Origin of the sequence: Bacillus sp. AFS073361, assembly GCF_002567005.1 — a bacterium.
Lineage (GTDB): Bacteria > Bacillota > Bacilli > Bacillales > Cytobacillaceae > Neobacillus.
In genome coordinates, this window is record NZ_NUZU01000004.1 from 271,942 (window position 1) to 290,495 (window position 18,554).

The following is an 18,554-nucleotide window of genomic DNA, read 5'->3' on the forward strand; positions in this document are numbered from 1 at the left end:
TAAAACAAACCCAAAAAGGCCAATCCACCTTAACAATGGACCAGCCCTTCCTTGCAAACTAACTCTTATACCCCTTGTGCTGCTGTAATTAACGCCAGCTTGTAGACATCTTCTTCATTACATCCACGTGATAAATCGTTTACTGGAGCGTTTAAGCCTTGCAGAATCGGTCCAACTGCTTCAAATCCGCCTAAGCGCTGTGCAATTTTGTAGCCGATGTTTCCAGCTTCAAGGCTCGGGAAGATGAACACATTCGCATCTCCTTGCAGCGGAGAATCGGGTGCCTTGCTTTTTGCCACCGATGGAACAAATGCTGCATCAAACTGGAATTCCCCGTCTAAAACAAGCGATGGGTCACGACGCTTTGCCTCCGCGACTGCCTCAGCCACTCGCTCGGTTTCAGGAGATTTCGCTGAACCCTTCGTTGAAAAGCTGAGCATCGCAATGCGCGGTTCCATATCAAACATGTGAGCGGTTTTCGCACTTTCAATCGCAATTTCTGCTAAATCATTGCTGTCTGGAGCGATATTAATTGCACAATCAGCGAACACATACTTTTCATCCTCACGAACCATGATAAATACGCCGGACGTTTTCTTGACGCCTTCTTTTGTCTTAATGATCTGTAATGCCGGGCGCACTGTATCAGCCGTGGAGTGGGCCGCACCGCTGACAAGACCGTGTGCTTTATTTAAATAAACAAGCATAGTGCCAAAGTAGTTTTCATCAAGTAAAATTTTGCGTGCATCCTCTTCGGTTGCCTTCCCTTTGCGGCGGTCAACAAAAGCTGAAACCAGCTCGTCCATGCCCGCATAGCTTGCTGGGTCATAAATTTCTGCCTCATCTAAAGAAACGCCAAGCTCTGCTGCTTTCGCCTGAACCTTTTCGATATTGCCAATTAAAATCGGTGTGATCAGTTTTTCCTCTGCTAAACGGCTTGCCGCTCTGACAATCCGCTCATCTAATCCTTCTGGAAAAACAATTCTCAAATCACGGCCTGAAATTTTTTGCTTTAATCCTTCAAATAAATCACTCACTACTAAATCCTCCCTTAATCAACCTACATAAATTAGCATACTTTACCCTTTTTAAATTTCAATGATAAGAATCAAAGATAGCGTTTTCATAAAAAAGTTTATGTTTTCAAAAAATTACGCGCACGTTTTTATGATTTACTTCTTCCATGAAAAATATCCATTGATTTGCTTAGATAGGTTTATTCGCGCGCCACTGGGTCAAACTATGTTATAGTAAAGATTGTTAATAAGAAGAATGATTATTTAGGAGTGATTATAATGAGTGAAGCAGCAGTAACGCTAGATGGCTGGTATTGCCTCCATGATTTCCGGACGGTTGATTGGACAACTTGGAAAATGCTCCCTAGTGATGAACGCCAGGCCGCCATCCACGAGTTTTTAAGTCTAGTTGAGAAGTGGAATGCCACACAGGAACGTAAAGAAGGCAGTCATGCTTTATATACAATTGTTGGTCAAAAAGCCGATTTCATGATGATGATTCTTCGTCCAACGATGGAAGAACTAAACCAAATTGAAACCGAATTCAATAAAACAAAATTGGCTGAATTTACGATTCCTGCCCATTCTTATGTGTCGGTTGTCGAGCTCAGTAACTATTTGCCTGCTGGGGAGGATCCATACCAAAATCCACAAATCCTAGCGCGGCTTTATCCAGCGCTTCCTAAAACCAAGCATGTTTGCTTCTATCCAATGGATAAGAAACGTGAGGGTAACGATAACTGGTACATGCTGCCGATGGAAGAGCGTAAGAATTTAATGCGCAGCCACGGAATGATTGGTCGTACATACGCTGGAAAAGTAAAGCAAATCATCACCGGTTCCGTTGGTTTTGACGATTATGAGTGGGGCGTAACCTTGTTTGCAGATGACGTCCTTCAGTTTAAAAAGCTTGTCTACGAAATGCGTTTTGATGAAGTAAGTGCTAGATATGGAGAATTTGGTTCTTTCTTTGTGGGTAACATCTTAGAGGAAGAACGTGTAGCAAATTTCTTACATGTTTAATTTTAAAAGTTCTCAGCTGCGGCTGGGGACTTTTTTTGCTGTTCCTCCCCTGCTAGCTAGTCATATTTCTCTCCATGTGCTCATACTATTTAAACAGCGAGTCTTAGAAAGAACTCCATTAATCTCAGAGCTATTATTTTTCCTATTTGTAACCAATTTGGGATAAAAGGAGTATTAATAGGAAGTTGTTCCACTCGTTTTATTCACTTTTTAGGAGGGAAAAGGATGAATCAATTCTACAATCCACAGGGCTTTCAGCCTTATACTGGAGCAGCAGAGCAACAACAGAGAGCTCAAGGGATGCCGGGGGGCGGGCAAAGTTTTTATCCAGCACCAGGTGCACAAGGATTCCCACAATTTCCGCCAGCCGGTGCCGGGGGCGGGGGGGCTGGCGCACCTGCAGGGATGGCTCCAGGCCAACTGCCACTTGAACAGTCATACATCGAAAATATTTTACGCTTGAATAAAGGAAAATTGTGCACTGTCTTTGCCACCTTTGAGGGCAATAACAAATGGAATGCAAAAGAATTTACGGGGATTATTGAAGCGGCAGGAAGAGATCATGTGGTTTTAAGTGACCCACAAGCCGGGACCCGTTGGCTTATCCCAATGGTTGCTGTCGATTATATTCAATTTCCAGAGGAAATTGAGTATGAATATCCATATGGCAGTTCCGCTCCAGCGACTTTCCCGCCAAGGTAAATCCTATGAAGCCAACACCAATTGACCATCAATTGGTGTTTATTTTTTTGGTTATGTTATATTGGCATGTTGATTTCCGCTTCAGGCGTTTCGCTCCAATCAACATGGTGCCAAAATCATCATAGCCTATTTTTTTGAGAGACAAAAAAAGACATCGGGCGCCCCCAATGCCTGTCTTTCAATTATAAATGTTTCACTGCTCCAACAACGATTAGGATCCATGCGGCTAAGAAACAGACCCCGCCAATTGGTGTGATTGCTCCTAGGATGCCGATTTTTGTTAAACTCAGCACATACAAACTTCCGCTGAAAAAAATAATTCCCGCCAGCATTAACCATCCTGACCAAGTGAATTGCGGGCTGGCGGTGGCTATTTTTCCAATTAACAGACCTACAATTAACATCCCGATTGCGTGGAACATTTGATATGTGACCCCTGTTTTCCAAATATCCAAATAATATGCATCGAGTTTATCCTTTAATCCATGGGCTCCAAAGGCGCCAAGCGCAACTGCGATAAAAGCATTGATGGCACCGACTATGATAAAAGCTTTCATGATAATATTTCCCCCTTTTAAAAATCAAACAATGAATCTCCGTTTGCTTCGTCTTCCATATCCAGTTTTTTGGGCTGCTGTATTGTTGGTGCTTGTTGTATGATGGGCTGATTCATCACAGGCTGTTGGTAGGCCTGGAACGAGACAGCCTGCTGAACTGCTTGCACTGGAGCGGCTGGAGCCTCACTCTTCCGCGTGGGTGTTTCATCTAGCAATAACTCACATAATGTTTTAATAGAGTAGACTTTTTCACGCATGCTTTCTTCTTTTGTACTGCTCTTCGCTAGTTTCAATTCCGCTTCTATTTTCGCTAATAGTTTTTGGACAGATATATTCACTTGTCTAGCACCTCTAATTTCAGTCTCGATTCTATTCTACATGAGTATCGCCTTTTTTTCGAAAAATTAGCCCGCAAAGTGATATCACACTTCGACATGATCTTCAATGTTTCACGTGAAACAAGTCGAACGCTGAAAAAATAACCCGCACCAATGACGGCACGGGTTCAAATTATCCTAAAATCCGCTGGTAAACTGATTTGGCATGTGTCAAATCCTTGGTGCCGTGAATGAGGGCGCGGCCATCTTGAAAAATAACCATCCGCTCTACGCCCATTTCAACCGAAACCAAATAAGGGTTGCCCTTCACCACATATCCTAGTGAACCAAGCTGACCGGCGAGGCGTTCTAACGAGATTTCACCTGCCGACGATGGGCGGATTTGCACGGTATCACGTCCGCACAGTACCGTCGTCTTCGTCATATTTTCCTGATCGAGATAGGGATAGGTCCGCTCCTCGCCGCAAGATAAGCAGCCGGCAAACTTCGCCTTCGACATCTTCAAGCTTGTATACTGATTTCTCCATAAATCAAAGCTGACAAAGGAAGTCCGGACCGCGTCCCAATCCTCCACCAACATCTTCAGCGCTTCCGCAGTCTGATGAGCAATGACCATTTGGACAGCTGGAGAAATGATTCCTCCTGTATCACAGGTCATCCCCTGGAGCGGAATAGAGCGCAACAAACAATTCAAACACGGGGTTTTCCCAGGAATCATCGAAAATGTCATCCCAAAGCTGCCGACACAGGCCCCGTAAATCCATGGAACCTTGTATTTTTGCGAGACATCATTCATCGCCATTCGCGTTTCGAAATTATCAGTCGCATCCATCATCACATCAACGTCCACAACAAGCTCTTCTAATAACTCAGGGGTAGCATCACCGATCATCGAGACCACTTCCACATCTGAGTTAATCGCACGCAGACGTTTCTCCGCCGCGGCAGCCTTGGGAAGTTTCTCAGCGACATCTTCTTCCGTATAAAGCTGTTGGCGCTGCAGGTTACTGGCTTCCACATAATCGCGATCAATAATCGTAATCTTGCCGACACCTGCCCGCGTCAGCACCTCCGCACTTCCGGATCCTAAGGCCCCTGCCCCGATAATCAGCACATGCTTGCTGCGGATCTTTGCTTGTCCTTCTTTGCCGATCCCCGCAAAGAGGACCTGCCGTGAATACCGTTCGTCCATGCTGGTCAGCCCCCGCTTACAGGCGGAATAAAGGCAATTTCATCCCCCGCTTGAATCACTTCATCGTTTGCGGCAAACTCTTCATTGATGGCCGTCATCACCGTATCCATCTTTGGCAGATCATACTTAGCCGCTAACTCTGCCTTTAACTCCGCTACCGTTTTACCACCGGCATCGACAGATAGGAACTCTGCACCGCCGACCGCATCACGTAAATGAGCAAAAAATAACACCTTATTCATTTAAGTCACTCTCCTCTGGCTTACCGCTCGGATAGGCAACTGTTTCGAGCTGATTTCCCATCCATGCTTCGCCTTCCTCCCAGTGTTCTTTCTTCCAAATTGGAACAATTTCTTTAATCCGTTCAATCGCATAGCGGTTCGCCTCATAGGCATCAGCACGGTGCGGCGTCGAGACGGCAATAACCACTGCCACATCGGTAATATCTAAACGGCCGACGCGGTGGGTGATAGCCACGCACGCACCTTCCCAGCGTTGTTCAATTTCCTTGCCGATTTGCGCCAACTTCTTAACCGCCATCGCTTCGTACGCTTCATAAATTAAAAATAATGTTTTTTTACCTTTGGTTAATTCCCGAACCGTGCCGATAAACGTGGTAATCGCACCGGCATTACGCTGGACAACCTTATCTATGACCGCTTGAATATCGATTGGTTCTTTTGAAATTTCGTACATCATCGGTTTACACCCCTACCCCTAAGCACTTAGGCTCTGCATTTTTTGATCACTTGGTATCCACCAATTTCACCAATTATGTGAACCGTGTAGTCGGTCCCCTTTTTCCACCTTATCTATCTTCCGCCCACTTTTTAGCATCTTCGTACTCACTTGGGTGATTCATATTAAAAAAGACCCGCTCTAAATCGATGCTGCTGTATGCCTGAAGGTCTTTTTCTGTTACATACAGGACATTTAAGCGTTCAAGCAAATGTTTCATCCGAAGTTGTCCCGCTTCAATCATTTGTGCTGCCACGTCCGCTGCCCTTTTTTGAAAGACGGCAAACAATGGGTGCTGGACTCCATTAATGATTGGGATGACGGCATCAAAACCGCTGCTTTTTTTGACAAGCAGTTCGGCAAGTTCCGCGGAAGCAAACGGCATATCACAAGCTACGACAAAATTCGTTTCAAATGGAGATGCCAGCAGTCCTGCATGTACTCCTGCAAGGGGGCCCTGACCAGGATACAGATCTGAGACCATCTTCACTTCTAAAAATTGGTAGTCTTCAGGATGATTGGTTACAAGAATTATATCAATAAACGAAAGGTTTAGTGCATCAGCCATTCTCTCAATGTTCGTTTTCTCGTTTATTTTTAGAAGGGCCTTATTGGTGCCCATCCTGCTTGATTTTCCACCTGATAAAATAATTGCCCCAGCCTTCATCAACCCTGCACCCTCTTCATTTACATCAATATCCACGCCCACAGCTTGATAGCCATTATCCTGTGCCACATAATCCTAATGAATCGAGTTTAAATCCAGTAAGGCAGCTGTTGGCTTTTCAATATATTGACGTGTATCAATAATTTTAATATAGCCATTACAACCTTCGCAAACTTGAATTTCAAACTGACCATATAGATCAAGCCTTTTGTGACTCCTGTTAATTTTTGAAAAATGTTCTATAATAATTAAGAGTAAAAATTTAAGGAGGAGTACATACATATGACCATCAACAAAGTGATGACAATCGCTGGTTCTGATACAAGCGGCGGCGCTGGCCTACAAGCGGACTTAAAGACTTTTCAGGAACTTGGCGTTTATGGAATGACTGCAGTGACATCCATCGTGACAATGGACCCAAAAAACCATTGGCACCATAATGTTTTCCCTATTGCTGTTGATACGCTTGAGACTCAGCTTGAAACCATTCTTTCTGTTGGGATCGATGCGATGAAAACCGGCATGCTTGGCACTGTTGAGATTATTGAATTAGCGGCTCGGAAAAGCGATGAAAACAAACTTGAACGTGTCGTGATTGACCCTGTTATGGTTTGTAAAGGTGAAGATGAGGTCCTAAATCCAGAAACTACCGATGCAATGCGTGAGTTTCTATTACCACGCGCCTTAGTCGTGACTCCTAATTTATTTGAAGCAGGACAGCTGGCTGGCATGAAAACCCCGCGTACTGTGGCGGAAATGAAGGAAGCCGCAGAAAAAATCCACGAACAAGGGGCCAAATTCGTGCTGATTAAGGGCGGCAGCAAGCTTGAATCAGAAGAAAAAGCCGTTGACCTGCTTTATGATGGAAAAGAATTTATGCTTTATGAGTCGGAAAAATTTGAAACGACCTACACTCATGGGGCGGGCTGCACCTACTCATCAGCAATTACAGCGGAATTAGCAAAAGGAAAATCCGTTTATGATGCGGTCGATGTCGCAAAGGAATTTATCACAGCAGCCATCCAGCAAGGTTTCCGTCTCAACGAATACGTTGGACCAACCTGGCATGGGGCTTACCGCAGTGGAGCGAAAGCTGTTACCGAGTACTGCGAAGATTGTGTGGAATAAGAAAGAGTCACGAAGAGCCGATCGCTTGATCGACTCTTCTTTTTTGAGGTCATTTGTTGGTGTCAGGCACCAGTTTCGCATTTTTTACCTGATTTTAGTATGATAGTTACATTATTAACTAAAATAGACATTAGACATAATCTCAAAATTAATGATGGGAAAGGAGGCTTCATTTTGGAACTTATTGATGTAAAAGGTGCACAAGATGCCATTAACAGCTTTGCTAATAAAGATGTCTATATTCACCTTGAAACGACCAACGGTGCCTATGCTTCACATAACGATCAAAGCTTCTTTTCAGCCGGTGCATTCATCCGCAATGCCCTTGTCCGTTATGAATTAGGGAAAATAACAGGGAATGGCCCGTTTCGGGTTGGGTTAAAGATTCAGCTTGGCTGGATTTACGCAGAAGGGATCACTCATTACGAAATTGATGAGGACAATCGTCTCTTATTAGCCGGTCACGACCATGATGGAAAACTAGCGGTTGCCTTGGAGATTTCCAGCACCCCTTTTGAATAAGAATGCAAGGCCCGAAAGGAGAAGAATTTATGGAAAAAGAACGCCAAGTATTGGTTGTTTTCCCTCACCCTGATGATGAGGCATTTGGGGTGTCAGGCACCATTGCCACCCATGTGCAGAACGGAACCCCTGTTACCTATGCCTGTTTAACGTTAGGTGAAATGGGACGCAACATGGGAAATCCTCTGTTTACCAATCGTGAAAACTTGCCGAAGATTAGAAGAGAAGAATTGAAGGAAGCGGCACGGGTACTGGGCATTCAAGACTTGCGCATGCTCGGATTCCGCGATAAAACGATTGAATTTGAAGATGAAGAGAAACTTGCCAATCAAATGTTAGCCTTGATTGAGGAAGTTAATCCTTCTCTTATTATTACGTTTTATCCAGGCTACTCAGTCCACCCGGACCATGATGCCACTGGTGCGGCGGTCGTTCGCGCGGTTGAAAAAATGAGCCCAGCCGCACGGCCAACCTTACACTGTGTTGCCTTCTCAAACAATTGTGTTGATGAGCTCGGGGAACCAGATATTCTCAATGACATCAGCCCTGTTGCCAAAACAAAAATGGCCGCCATCCAGGCGCACCGTTCGCAAACCGAGCAAATGTTTATCGGAATGGAAGAGAAATTAAAAAAACAAGACCCGCAAGTAATGAAGTGGATTAATAATGAACGGTTTTGGACGTATAAATTTACTAAGTAAACGAAAAGCCCCTCATAGTGAAGGGCTTTTTTCTATGTCAATATTCCCGATGCAGCAGCGTGCACAGCGTACACCAATCGCGAATAATAATCTTCCTTGATTTCATTTCGATGATGCCATCTTTTTTTAACCTGGAGAAAACGCGGCTGACACTTTCCCGGGTTGTTCCGACCACGGTAGCAAATTCCTGAATGGTCAAGGGAATCTCTATATCCCATCTGTTCAGGCCATTATTAAATTTATTACCGAGGCGCTCTAATGTCTTAACAGTCTTCGCATACACATCGAGCAAAGCCACGTCTCGTAATTGCGAGGTCATTTCCCGGAGCACATCACTCATATAACTAATCATTTGAATCGATAATTCCGGATGGTTGAACAAATCCCGTTCAAGTTCCAATTTATCTAAAAATAAGACTTTCCCGTCCTGAAGCATGGTCGCAGTTGCCGGGTAGTACTCTGTCCTTTTTGTAAACAAACAGGCTTCTGCAAACACATCCCCTTGTTGCTTCACACAGACAATAATTTCATTTCCCTGTTCATCCTGCTTCGTTAACTTCACTGCACCGGTATGAACAAATAAACCCCCTTGGCCACTTCCGCTTCCGAAATGATCCTTTCCCCTTTTTTCAACTCGAGTGTTTGAATCCTTTTTTCAATAATCGCTAGCGACTTCTCCGATAAATCCTTAAAGATAACAATTTTCCGAAGTAAATCCATTTGGGCAACCTGTTGATAGATTGCTAGATTCGGCTCTTTTAAACAATCGACTTGAATCATCCTTTTCACCACCCTTATTAAAAATCCCCTTTTGATGATCACTTACTTTTATTGTAAAGAACTGCGTCACTTGATGTAGTGACGAATTTCACAAAACGTTCATCTTTTCAAATCACGTGATATTAAGCCCTTTCACAAAACGTTCAAAAACTATAACAAAGGTGTGCGGTAGGTCACATTTTTCTGACATGGAAGTGTTTAGGATGAAGATGTTCATTTGAGAAAAAAGGAGGGAAAAAGATGAATAAAGCCATTATCAGTTTTGTTATTTGTACATTACTCGGCTTTGGATTAGGTTACTTAGTGTTTGGCGTGATCATGGGGGATTCCGCAAAACAGCCTCAAGTGGCACAAACAGAAACGAAAGAGACGACAGAAACTTCTGCTGCTAAAGAAGAAACAACGACCGACTCAAAAGAAGCAACAACGGTTTCTGCCAATGAGGATAACATCCTTAACAAGAAAGGCTGCCTCGGCTGCCACAGTGTTGAATCTCTAAAAATTACGGGTGGAGCAGTTGGCCCAGATCTTTCCCAAGCGTTTGTAAACGTAGAAGGCAAGCATGGCAAGCCGATTGAAGAATTTTTAAAAGCGCCTACTTCTGCTGTCATGTCAGGTGTGATTGGGAAAAACCCATTATCTGACGAGGAACGTAAGCAAGTATTAGACCTACTTAAACAAGCCTCTGAAAAATAAAAAAGGTGGTGTACATAATGAAAAAATGGATTCCGATTGCATCGGGTCTCTTAGCCGGGTTTGTCGCAGCAACGATTACGTTTGCAGATTTCTCAGCTAAGACTGAAACGCAAGCAGCGCCAAGCACAAAGAGCGATGCCGAAAAGGTATATGTCCCATTCGGCCAAAAAGATGATTACTATCTATTTGCTTCCGGCGGCCACTCCGGTCAAATGTTTATTTATGGTGTGCCATCCATGCGTCATATTCGAACGGTTCCGGTCTTCTCGCAGGATTCGGCTACAGGGTACGGATTCGATGAACACTCGAAGAAATTAATGGGCGGTTATACATGGGGAGACCTACATCACCCGGCCTTCTCTGAAACAAAAGGTGACTATGACGGGAAATACATGTTCGCGACCGATGTTGGTAACAGCCGTGCAGCCGCGATGGACTTAAAAACATTCACCGTGAAAGACATCATTAACGTTCCAAATACAAGCGGACCACACTGTGCGGCCTTCGTTACGGAAAATACCGAGTATATGTTCCTGCCGACTCGCTTCGCCGTGCCGCTGCAGCACAAATACGAATCACTAGATGATTACAGTACAAAATATCGCGGCGTGATGTCTGCTGTCACATTTGATCAAAACAAACAAAAGCTAAATATTGGTTACCAAGTCGCCCTTCCACCATGGTCCTATGACCTTTCTGATGCAGGTAAAAAAGAATCAGCGGATTGGGCGGTTATGACGACTTATAATACCGAAGAATCAACAACAAACCTTGAAATTAACGCTTCACAAGCTGACCGTGACTATATTGTTCTTTTCAACTGGAAAGAGCTTGAGAAAATGGTCAAGGAAGGCAAGTACGAAAATGTGGGCGGTCAGAAAATGATCTTCCCTGAGAAGCAAAAAGGCGGCATTTATTTAATTCCAGTCGCAAAATCACCACATGGTGTCGACGTAACACCAGATGGCAAGCACTTTATCGCTTCCGGAAAATTAGCGCCAACCATGACCGTCTTCTCGTTTGAAAAAGCATTTATAGCTGTCGCAAACAAAGACTTCGCTGGTGAACGCAATGGGATTCCAGTCCTTAATTACAAATCCGTGATGGAAAGAGAAGTTAACCCTGAAAATGCCTTAGGACCACTGCACACGCAATTTGATGACAAAGGCATGGCCTACACAACGATGTTTATTTCTTCGGAAATTGTGAAATGGGATCCAAAAACAGGTGAAACATTAGATCGTGTCCCTGTCCAATATTCTCCAGGACACTCTGTTGCCGCAGAAGGTGACACGGTTGCACCAGATGGAAAATATATCATTGCCTTAAATAAGATTGCGAAGGACAGCTATTTATCCGTTGGACCTTCTCATCCTGAATCGATGCAGTTGATTGATATCAGCGGTAAGATGAAGATCATTCAATCAGCACCCGTTAACCCAGAACCACACTATGCCCAAATGATTAAAGCGGATAAAATCAAAACCATTGAAGTCTATCCGAAGGACACAAAGAATAAGGAAGCTGTTTACAAGCAGAGCGATACAAAAATCGTTCGTAATGGTAACAAAGTCGATGTATATGGTATCGCGATGCGTTCGAAATTTATCTTTGATGCCAAAGCAAAACGTCCTGATGTGATCGAAGTAAATGAAGGAGATCATGTGACGATTCATCTGACAAATATTGATTTCGATGAAGATATTACCCACGGATTTGCCATCAACAGCTATAACTTAAACATGGAAGTCCAGCCGGGACAAACCAACACAATGGAATTTGTCGCGAATAAAGCAGGAACCTACCCACTTTATTGCACAAACTTCTGTTCTGCGCTGCACCAAGAAATGACCGGTTACTTCCTTGTCAAACCAAAACAGTAATTTAAGCAATATGTTGGTGATGGGTATCAATGAAAAAGATTGATACCCTTCTCCGTTTACTACCGATTTCATTAAAAAGGCGATGTTAACATGAAGGGTAAAACCAAAAAATTATCAGTAGTTTCTTCATTATTACTTGTTACTTCAACTATTTTAATAGTCATCTCACTATTTTTCCCATGGTGGAAAATGGTCTTTGTTGCTCCGCAATATCCAGAAGGGTTAAATATCATTGTGTATCCGAATAAGCTCGCAGGGGAAATTGATATCGTGAATGGGCTTAACCACTATATTGGGATGGCCAACTTCAGTGAAAAAAACTTCCCTGAATTAGCGTATTTACCTTATTTAGTTGGAGGATTAGCGGCTCTTACGCTTTTAACCGCCCTGCTCCGAAAAAAATCCGTTCTTTACGGATTGATTGGCCTATTTGTGATTGGCGGCGGACTCGGTGTATATGATCTTCACCATGCATTGAAAAAGTTTGGCACCAATCTAAGTCCTGAAGCTCCGATCAAAATGGATCCGTTTGTTCCGCCTATTTTGGGTCATAATACGGTGGCAAATTTCCAAACCAACAGCCTGCTTGGCCTCGGAACATACTTGGTGATCGCTGCGTTTATTCTCTTACTCATTCCGTTATGGAAGGATCGAAAGTAAATGAAAAAACTTGCGCTCGTATCTTTCATTTTTTCTCTATTGCTAGTCATGAGCCCTGAGAAAAAGCTGGCAGCCGAACCATTACAAGCAACTATCGACAGCCTGAAAGAAGGGGCGGTCCTCCAGCTTGAAAATAAAACGTACCAGGGCAATATTGTCATCAACAAACCGATAACAATCATTGGCTCAAAAAAGACGGTAATTAAAGGAGACGGATCGGGCAATGTCATTTCCATAAAAGCCCCTGATGTGAAACTGAGCCATCTAACCGTCATGCATGGAGGGATGAACCGGAACTCTGCTGAGGAGTACGCGGCCATTAAGATTTACACAAACAACAATGTCGTTGAACACATCAGCATCCGCGACTCCTTTCACGGCATCTATTTAAGCCAGGCGCACCATAATACCATTCGTTCCAACCAGATTAAGGGCCTGGGCAAAGGCGAAATTGCAGCCCAGGGAAATGGGATTCACGTTTATTATGCCAATGATAATCTGCTTGAAAAAAATACGATTGAAGGCACCCGGGACGGGATGTTCTTTGAATATGCCAACAACAATAAAAGCTATGAAAATAATATTAGCCACACAAGATATGGCTTGCATTACATGTATTCCGACGAGAACATTTTCAAGAAAAATATATTCACGATGAATACCGGCGGGGCCGCGATTATGAACTCAAACCATTTGAAACTCGAGGATAATCAATTTCTCGTGAACTACGGCAATCAATCCTTTGGATTACTATTACTCCAAGCCAATGACAATGATATTGCCGATAATACCTTTTATATGAACCAACGCGGTATGTATATTGATCAAGCAACCAGAAATGAATTTCGCCACAACAAAATCGTTCAAAACCAAATCGGAATTGAACTGTGGTCGAGTTCCAACGAACAAGTATTTACCTTAAACCAAATTACCGAAAATACGATTCCTGCTGTAACTCTTGGCGGCAATAGTGAGAATAATTCCTGGAGCAAGGATGGCAAAGGGAATGACTGGGGCAGCGCGTTCCCAATAACCGATTTAGACCAAGACCACATTGGGGATTTTCCAATAACCTATCGTTCTTCTTTATACCAATTAATTGAAGACCAAGAATTATCCTATTTATTTTTAAAAAGTCCCGCATTGAAGATATATGAAAAAATGAACGCGACTCTGTCAAAGGAAGCCATCATGTTCCATGACCCACACCCGCTATCAGCGTCAAAAGGAACACATTCGAAAGCAATTATCCTTATTGCCACCTTGCTTATCGTGGGGATTTTACTAAAGGGGAGACACCTACTATGCATTACATTTGGAAGGAATGGAAGGAAAATATAAGAGGAAAAGGACTTTGGCTAAGTTTAAGTATTATTGTTCTGATTTCAATTGCAATTTTATTTCGTTCCTCAGCCCTTTCATTTGATAAAGGCTTTTATGTGCTCTTAATCAACCTGTTTGATACGATTATCTATTTTATTCCAATTCTATGCTTATTTATCGGGGCATTCTCGATCTTTCAAGAAAAAGAACAAAAGACTTTGATTATGCTGCTGACAAAGACAGACCATTTCGGAAGCTTCCTAATCAAAAAAAGCCTGGGACTCTATACCGTTGTCCTTATCCCGCTGATCACTTGGTTTTTCGTCTATTTGTTACTATTAAAATTTAACTTTCAACTTGATATGAAAAGTTATTTCATCTTTGTAGCAGCGATTGTTTGCATGTGCCTCGTCTTCTTGCAAATGGGCGCCGCCATCGGCAGTATCAGCCGCTCGAGGATGCAGATATTAGGGTTTACGATCTTCGTCTGGTTCTACTTTTTCTTCTTGCACGATTTTATCTTGCTGTCGTTCTTACCGAATGTGACCCATGAAAATGTAAAACTATTTTCTTCCGTCTACTTTTTAAATCCGCTTCAGGCTGTTCGAATGTTTTTAGAAACAGGCACGGGGGTATATTCCTTCGGCCATATGTCGAGACTCTTACAAGCGTTTATGTGGACGAAGCCGGCCTTCTTCCTGCTTGGAAATCTATTGTTCTGGCTCATCGCTTCATTTTCCACAGCGATTGTATTCAATCGTAAGGAGGGATACGAATGATCAACGTCAAGAATTTAAACCAATCATTCGGAAAAAAAACAGTCTTGGATTCCATCAATCTAGACATTCACCGGAATGAAATTTGTGCCCTGGTTGGCCGAAACGGTGCCGGGAAATCGACATTTATCAATAGTTTGCTTGGATTACTGCCAGTCAAACAAGGAGAAATTTTAATAAATGGGATTGCCGTGAACAAGAAAAATGAGGAGTGGAAACGAGCAATCGCCTATCTGCCGGAAAAATTTATGCTTTATCCGATGCTGACCGGATTGGAAAATATGACGTTCTTTGCCGAGGCGGTAACGAAGACCGCCAACCGGGAACGAATTGAGCAGGTACTTCGCTCGGTCAGCCTGTGGGACGACCGCCATGAACAAGTCAAGAAGTACTCGAAAGGAATGCTGCAGCGTCTTGGTTTAGCGATCACCCTTTATCAAGATTCCAGCCTGCTGATTCTTGATGAACCGACGAGCGGAATAGACCCGCTCGGAAGAAAAGAAATTTTAGATGTACTCCATTCCCTTCAGGATAAGACGATTCTGCTGTCTTCGCACCATCTGGACGAAATCAAACAGATTTGTACCCATGTAGCATATTTGGAAAATAGAAAAATGAGGAAATATAAAGTAGACGAGTTTTTACAAACTCATAATTTAGGAGGAATCAGCTCATGAAGATACGGATAATATTCGCCATCCTTCTTCTGGTTGCCGTGATAGCAGGATGCAGTTCAGACCCTGACTATAAAGTGGACGTCACGAAGGATCTTTATTTCGTTAAGGATACAGCCATGCCGTTTGAAGTAAAAGTAACCGAAAATAAGAAAGCCGTAAAAGGGCTAGATGTATCTGCCCACCTAGCAATGACGGAAATGGATCATGGCAGTTATGATGTCAAGCTGGAGGAAGGGAAAAATGGCACCTATACTGGCAAAGTGAATTTGCCGATGGGCGGTAAATATGAGGCCGTATTTACGCTTAAAAAGGATGGGAAAAAGACCGAGAAAGTCATTGAAATGAACGTAACCAAGCCAAAAGGGGTTGCCAAGGTGAATGGCGAGTGGATCACTGATGAGGATGTCAGCTTTTATAAGTTCATTAATCAATTGCAGCTGGCCATCAACCGTGAGAGCGCACAGAAACAATATAAGGGCGAGCAGTTAGAGGAAGAACTAACTTATTTAGAGGCACAGGAAAAAACACTTGAAGATAAAAATCAGCTATTAACACAAATCATCCGCCTCCGGGCGATGGCTCTACTCGCGGATGAAAAGGGTCATAAAGCAACGGAGACGGAAGTAGATGCAGCCCTTAGCAAAGCACGCGGACAATATAATCAATTTGAGTCCGCTAAAAAGCTGATCAACGAGTACGGAGAAGAAAAATTTTGGGCAACAGAAAAGCAGCAGTATCAAATGATTGTCATGTCCCAGAAGATCCAAAAAGACTTAATTACCAAGGCCAAAAAAGAAAACCCTAAAGCCGGCGAACAAGAAATCTACTACCAAGCCCAAAAAGATTACGAAGAACTCCTAGTTTCACAGGTGAATTCATTAAAAATTGAGATTATGTAAAAACAAAACCTAAAGGGTGTCAGGCACCATGTGAAATATTCACATGGTGCCTGACACCCTTACTTACAACTTACAACTTATATTACTTCATGTATCGCCTTTGCTACGCCGCTTTCAACATTGGTGTCTGTAATTACATCACAAAGAGATTTGATTTCGTAATTGGCATTTCCCATCGCCACAGATCTGCCTGCTTTTTCAAACATCGATACGTCATTATAATTATCACCAATCGCCATCGTTTCCGCTAAATCAATTCCTCTTGCTTTTACAAACGATTCAAGTGCAATTCCCTTTTGAGCCTCACGATTCGTGATTTCGAGGTTTTCATGACCGGAAGAAGCGATAGCAAGTTCTTCTAAGTCTGCTAATGCTTGATTTGCCGCTTCTAATTTTTCCCCATCAAACGAGAAGACAAGAAATTTATAGATTTGATACTGATCATTCGCAAACAGCTGTTCATAATCTTCAATTGTTTGGACTAAGCCATCACGGATTCTTGCCCCTGCTGCTTCAGTGATCTCAGCTTGATTGGCTTCTGGGTTCGCACTCATCACGATATCAACAAGAATGGAAACGGCCTTGTCGGGATCAATCGTGAAGGCACCCTGATTTGTGTAAACTTCGAAATACACGTCCTTTTCTGCAAGTCTTGCAGCAACCTCTCGAGCTAATTGTTTCCCAATCGGCGTCGCTGAAAGGATATCCCCCTCTTCGGAACGTACTTCCGCGCCATTCACACAAATAACCGGGCAGGTTAAGCCCGCCTCAGAAAGTACGTAAGTAGCCTCTTGATACGACCGGCCTGTCGCGACCACCACTTCAACGCCTTGTGACTGCGCTTTTAAGATAGCATCTTTATTTGCTGAGCTGATTTGTTGAACTGAATTCAATAATGTCCCATCCATATCTGTTGCAATACATTTAATCATGCTGTTCACCCTCTATCCCTTTTCATTATTGCTATTTTAACAGATAATCTAATACATTATCTCCCAGATGCTCAACCTAAATACTTACTTCCTTCCCGAACACTTAACGGTGCTAGCTTCGTCGCTTCGATAAATTTTTTCACGGAAGCAGGATTGGACTTTGAATATTCCCGTAATGCCCAGCCAATGGCCTTTTGGATAAAAAATTCCTTACTGTCTGCATTCAGACGTATGTATTGATAAAGAAGCTCTTCATTCGTGTTCTCTTTATACTTTAATTGAAAAAGAAGTGCCGCCCTGCGCAGCCAAAGGTAATCATGGGTCGCCCAGCTATCAATCGTTTCTGCCACGACCTCAGGAAACCTTTTGGCAATTTCCCCAACCGGTTTGGGAGCAATTGCATCAACCGTATCCCACCACGATTTCGTTTGAATCAATTCCTCCATAAAGGGTAAATCACTCTTCTCTAGCTTTTTCAGCGATTTTTCCATATAAACCAATCCTGTATATTGGTACTCACGTTCATCCTTCGCCCAAAGTTCGCGAATAAATGCTTGGTTAAACGGCTCCTTTAATAATCCTGTTTCTTGAAAAAATTGCTTCTCCAGCACACTCCGATCCGGCTTCTTGATGCCAAGGAAGGGGAAGTGGTCTTTCATGTATTTCTTCATCGGTCCTGCATTTGCTTCGTTGCGATTCTTTTCAAATAGTTGTGTTAACAAATCGATCTTTGACTGCATCCAATCACCCTTTCAAAAAATTCCCACCGGCTATCTCATCATTCAACTATTACCTTTATTTTACCTGAATAAACAACGTACTCGAAAGCAAACTAAACCATAGTGAAAAGGAGGGATCAATGATGACGAAGAAATACAACAAAGGCAGCAAGAATCAAAACTCCCCGCAAGCAGGACAGTCGGAAGCTGAATTTTCCAGCGAATTTGTCAGCGGTGATAACAGCAAAGGTAATAAACGCAACAAGGGACAAAGCAGCAAAACAAATCAAAATTCTTAGAATGAAAATAAGAACTGCCCATTTTTTCAGGGCAGTTCCTATTTATTAGTGGCAACTAAATGAACGGATTCTATTTAAGTCCGTTCCATAATATACCCAGTGGTTTCCACTCCAGCGATACCCGCCGATTGAGTTTCTGCCCACGTAGGTTGGATAATACCAGAAGCTACTTCCATTTCTTAACCAAATATAGGTATAACGGTACAGACAGTGCCTAATTCCTCCTGGGTCAACCGCATATAAGCCGACTGATTCTTGTGGAATAAAGGCTGGCGGTGGTGCAGTCGGGGCACTGCCATAATGTGGACCGCCTCCATATGGCGGTT

24 protein-coding genes are annotated in these 18,554 nt (G+C 43.1%); 13 read left to right on the forward strand and 11 right to left on the reverse strand.

All coding sequences use genetic code 11. The annotated features are described in order from the left end of the window. Nucleotides 1-65: 65 nt before the first annotated feature. Nucleotides 66-1,037, reverse strand: a complete 972-nt coding sequence (pta, locus tag COJ96_RS03330; RefSeq protein WP_098571573.1) for a phosphate acetyltransferase — start codon at nucleotides 1,035-1,037, stop codon at nucleotides 66-68. 258 nt (nucleotides 1,038-1,295) lie between these two features. Here pta and hemQ point away from each other — a divergent pair, with 258 nt between their 5' ends. Both hemQ and gerQ read left to right on the forward strand, forming a co-directional pair. Then, nucleotides 1,296-2,039 carry a hydrogen peroxide-dependent heme synthase gene (hemQ, locus tag COJ96_RS03335; protein ID WP_098571574.1) on the forward strand — a complete coding sequence of 248 codons (744 nt, stop codon included), beginning with the start codon at nucleotides 1,296-1,298 and terminating at the stop codon, nucleotides 2,037-2,039. Between the two features lie 225 nt (nucleotides 2,040-2,264). After that, nucleotides 2,265-2,741, forward strand: coding sequence for a spore coat protein GerQ (gerQ, locus tag COJ96_RS03340; RefSeq protein ID WP_251459595.1), 477 nt, complete (start codon nucleotides 2,265-2,267; stop codon nucleotides 2,739-2,741). Nucleotides 2,742-2,923: 182 nt separating this feature from the next. On the opposite strand, the gene COJ96_RS03345 is transcribed toward gerQ, so the two are convergent. The 6 genes from COJ96_RS03345 to mobA form a co-directional block, all read right to left on the reverse strand. Continuing rightward, nucleotides 2,924-3,298, reverse strand: a complete 375-nt coding sequence (locus COJ96_RS03345) for a DUF423 domain-containing protein (RefSeq protein ID WP_098571575.1) — start codon at nucleotides 3,296-3,298, stop codon at nucleotides 2,924-2,926. Between the two features lie 17 nt (nucleotides 3,299-3,315). Continuing rightward, nucleotides 3,316-3,636, reverse strand: a complete 321-nt coding sequence (locus tag COJ96_RS03350) for a YwdI family protein (protein WP_098571576.1) — start codon at nucleotides 3,634-3,636, stop codon at nucleotides 3,316-3,318. Between the two features lie 172 nt (nucleotides 3,637-3,808). Next, nucleotides 3,809-4,828 (reverse strand): thiazole biosynthesis adenylyltransferase ThiF, encoded by a 1,020-nt coding sequence (locus tag COJ96_RS03355; RefSeq protein WP_098571577.1) that lies wholly within the window; start codon nucleotides 4,826-4,828, stop codon nucleotides 3,809-3,811. A gap of 5 nt (nucleotides 4,829-4,833) precedes the next feature. Then, a complete protein-coding gene (gene moaD / locus COJ96_RS03360; RefSeq protein WP_098571578.1) occupies nucleotides 4,834-5,070 on the reverse strand; it encodes a molybdopterin converting factor subunit 1 in 237 nt (78 codons plus the stop codon). Further along, nucleotides 5,063-5,527, reverse strand: coding sequence for a molybdenum cofactor biosynthesis protein MoaE (locus COJ96_RS03365; RefSeq protein ID WP_098571579.1), 465 nt, complete (start codon nucleotides 5,525-5,527; stop codon nucleotides 5,063-5,065). The genes moaD and COJ96_RS03365 overlap by 8 nt, the downstream gene beginning before the upstream one ends. 109 nt (nucleotides 5,528-5,636) lie before the next feature. Beyond that, nucleotides 5,637-6,302: a molybdenum cofactor guanylyltransferase gene (gene mobA, locus COJ96_RS03370; protein ID WP_251459599.1), complete on the reverse strand. Its 666-nt coding sequence runs from the start codon at nucleotides 6,300-6,302 to the stop codon at nucleotides 5,637-5,639. Between the two features lie 213 nt (nucleotides 6,303-6,515). On the opposite strand from mobA, the gene pdxK reads away from it, so the two are divergent. The 3 genes from pdxK (at nucleotide 6,516) to bshB2 (ending at nucleotide 8,584) form a co-directional block, all read left to right on the forward strand. Further along, nucleotides 6,516-7,361, forward strand: a complete 846-nt coding sequence (gene pdxK, locus COJ96_RS03380) for a pyridoxine/pyridoxal/pyridoxamine kinase (protein WP_098571580.1) — start codon at nucleotides 6,516-6,518, stop codon at nucleotides 7,359-7,361. Between the two features lie 174 nt (nucleotides 7,362-7,535). After that, nucleotides 7,536-7,883 (forward strand): YojF family protein, encoded by a 348-nt coding sequence (locus COJ96_RS03385; protein WP_251459603.1) that lies wholly within the window; start codon nucleotides 7,536-7,538, stop codon nucleotides 7,881-7,883. Nucleotides 7,884-7,912: 29 nt separating this feature from the next. Continuing rightward, nucleotides 7,913-8,584: a bacillithiol biosynthesis deacetylase BshB2 gene (gene bshB2 / locus COJ96_RS03390; RefSeq protein ID WP_098571659.1), complete on the forward strand. Its 672-nt coding sequence runs from the start codon at nucleotides 7,913-7,915 to the stop codon at nucleotides 8,582-8,584. 37 nt (nucleotides 8,585-8,621) lie between these two features. On the opposite strand, the gene COJ96_RS03395 is transcribed toward bshB2, so the two are convergent. Continuing rightward, nucleotides 8,622-9,146, reverse strand: a complete 525-nt coding sequence (locus COJ96_RS03395; protein WP_257148405.1) for a Crp/Fnr family transcriptional regulator — start codon at nucleotides 9,144-9,146, stop codon at nucleotides 8,622-8,624. After that, entirely contained in the window at nucleotides 9,143-9,364 is a 222-nt protein-coding gene (locus COJ96_RS29110; RefSeq protein WP_257148406.1) for a hypothetical protein, read from the reverse strand. Before COJ96_RS29110 ends, COJ96_RS03395 begins: the two co-directional genes overlap by 4 nt. 240 nt (nucleotides 9,365-9,604) lie before the next feature. Between COJ96_RS29110 and COJ96_RS03400 the strand changes: the two genes are divergently transcribed. From COJ96_RS03400 to COJ96_RS03430, 7 genes are all read left to right on the forward strand, one after another. Continuing rightward, nucleotides 9,605-10,060: a cytochrome C gene (locus COJ96_RS03400; RefSeq protein WP_098571582.1), complete on the forward strand. Its 456-nt coding sequence runs from the start codon at nucleotides 9,605-9,607 to the stop codon at nucleotides 10,058-10,060. Nucleotides 10,061-10,077: 17 nt separating this feature from the next. Further along, complete coding sequence (nosZ, locus tag COJ96_RS03405; protein WP_098571583.1) at nucleotides 10,078-11,943, forward strand: Sec-dependent nitrous-oxide reductase; 1,866 nt, start codon at nucleotides 10,078-10,080, stop codon at nucleotides 11,941-11,943. Nucleotides 11,944-12,033: 90 nt separating this feature from the next. Further along, nucleotides 12,034-12,603, forward strand: a complete 570-nt coding sequence (locus tag COJ96_RS03410; RefSeq protein ID WP_098571584.1) for a hypothetical protein — start codon at nucleotides 12,034-12,036, stop codon at nucleotides 12,601-12,603. Beyond that, nucleotides 12,604-13,944 (forward strand): nitrous oxide reductase family maturation protein NosD, encoded by a 1,341-nt coding sequence (nosD, locus tag COJ96_RS03415; protein ID WP_098571585.1) that lies wholly within the window; start codon nucleotides 12,604-12,606, stop codon nucleotides 13,942-13,944. It abuts the gene before it with no gap. Beyond that, nucleotides 13,908-14,705 (forward strand): ABC transporter permease, encoded by a 798-nt coding sequence (locus COJ96_RS03420; RefSeq protein WP_098571586.1) that lies wholly within the window; start codon nucleotides 13,908-13,910, stop codon nucleotides 14,703-14,705. The genes nosD and COJ96_RS03420 overlap by 37 nt, the downstream gene beginning before the upstream one ends. After that, complete coding sequence (locus tag COJ96_RS03425) at nucleotides 14,702-15,379, forward strand: ABC transporter ATP-binding protein (protein WP_098571587.1); 678 nt, start codon at nucleotides 14,702-14,704, stop codon at nucleotides 15,377-15,379. Before COJ96_RS03420 ends, COJ96_RS03425 begins: the two co-directional genes overlap by 4 nt. Continuing rightward, nucleotides 15,376-16,278 carry a FixH family protein gene (locus COJ96_RS03430; protein ID WP_098571588.1) on the forward strand — a complete coding sequence of 301 codons (903 nt, stop codon included), beginning with the start codon at nucleotides 15,376-15,378 and terminating at the stop codon, nucleotides 16,276-16,278. Before COJ96_RS03425 ends, COJ96_RS03430 begins: the two co-directional genes overlap by 4 nt. A gap of 77 nt (nucleotides 16,279-16,355) precedes the next feature. Here the strand turns inward: COJ96_RS03430 and COJ96_RS03435 are convergent, their stop codons facing one another. Then, the gene (locus COJ96_RS03435; protein WP_098571589.1) at nucleotides 16,356-17,210 is read right to left on the reverse strand and encodes a Cof-type HAD-IIB family hydrolase; all 855 of its coding nucleotides are present in this window, start codon (nucleotides 17,208-17,210) and stop codon (nucleotides 16,356-16,358) included. A gap of 71 nt (nucleotides 17,211-17,281) precedes the next feature. Then, complete coding sequence (locus COJ96_RS03440; protein WP_098571590.1) at nucleotides 17,282-17,950, reverse strand: DNA alkylation repair protein; 669 nt, start codon at nucleotides 17,948-17,950, stop codon at nucleotides 17,282-17,284. A 119-nt stretch (nucleotides 17,951-18,069) separates the two neighbouring features. Between COJ96_RS03440 and COJ96_RS28425 the strand changes: the two genes are divergently transcribed. Next, a complete protein-coding gene (locus COJ96_RS28425) occupies nucleotides 18,070-18,228 on the forward strand; it encodes a hypothetical protein (protein ID WP_180229949.1) in 159 nt (52 codons plus the stop codon). Nucleotides 18,229-18,554: the final 326 nt, after the last annotated feature.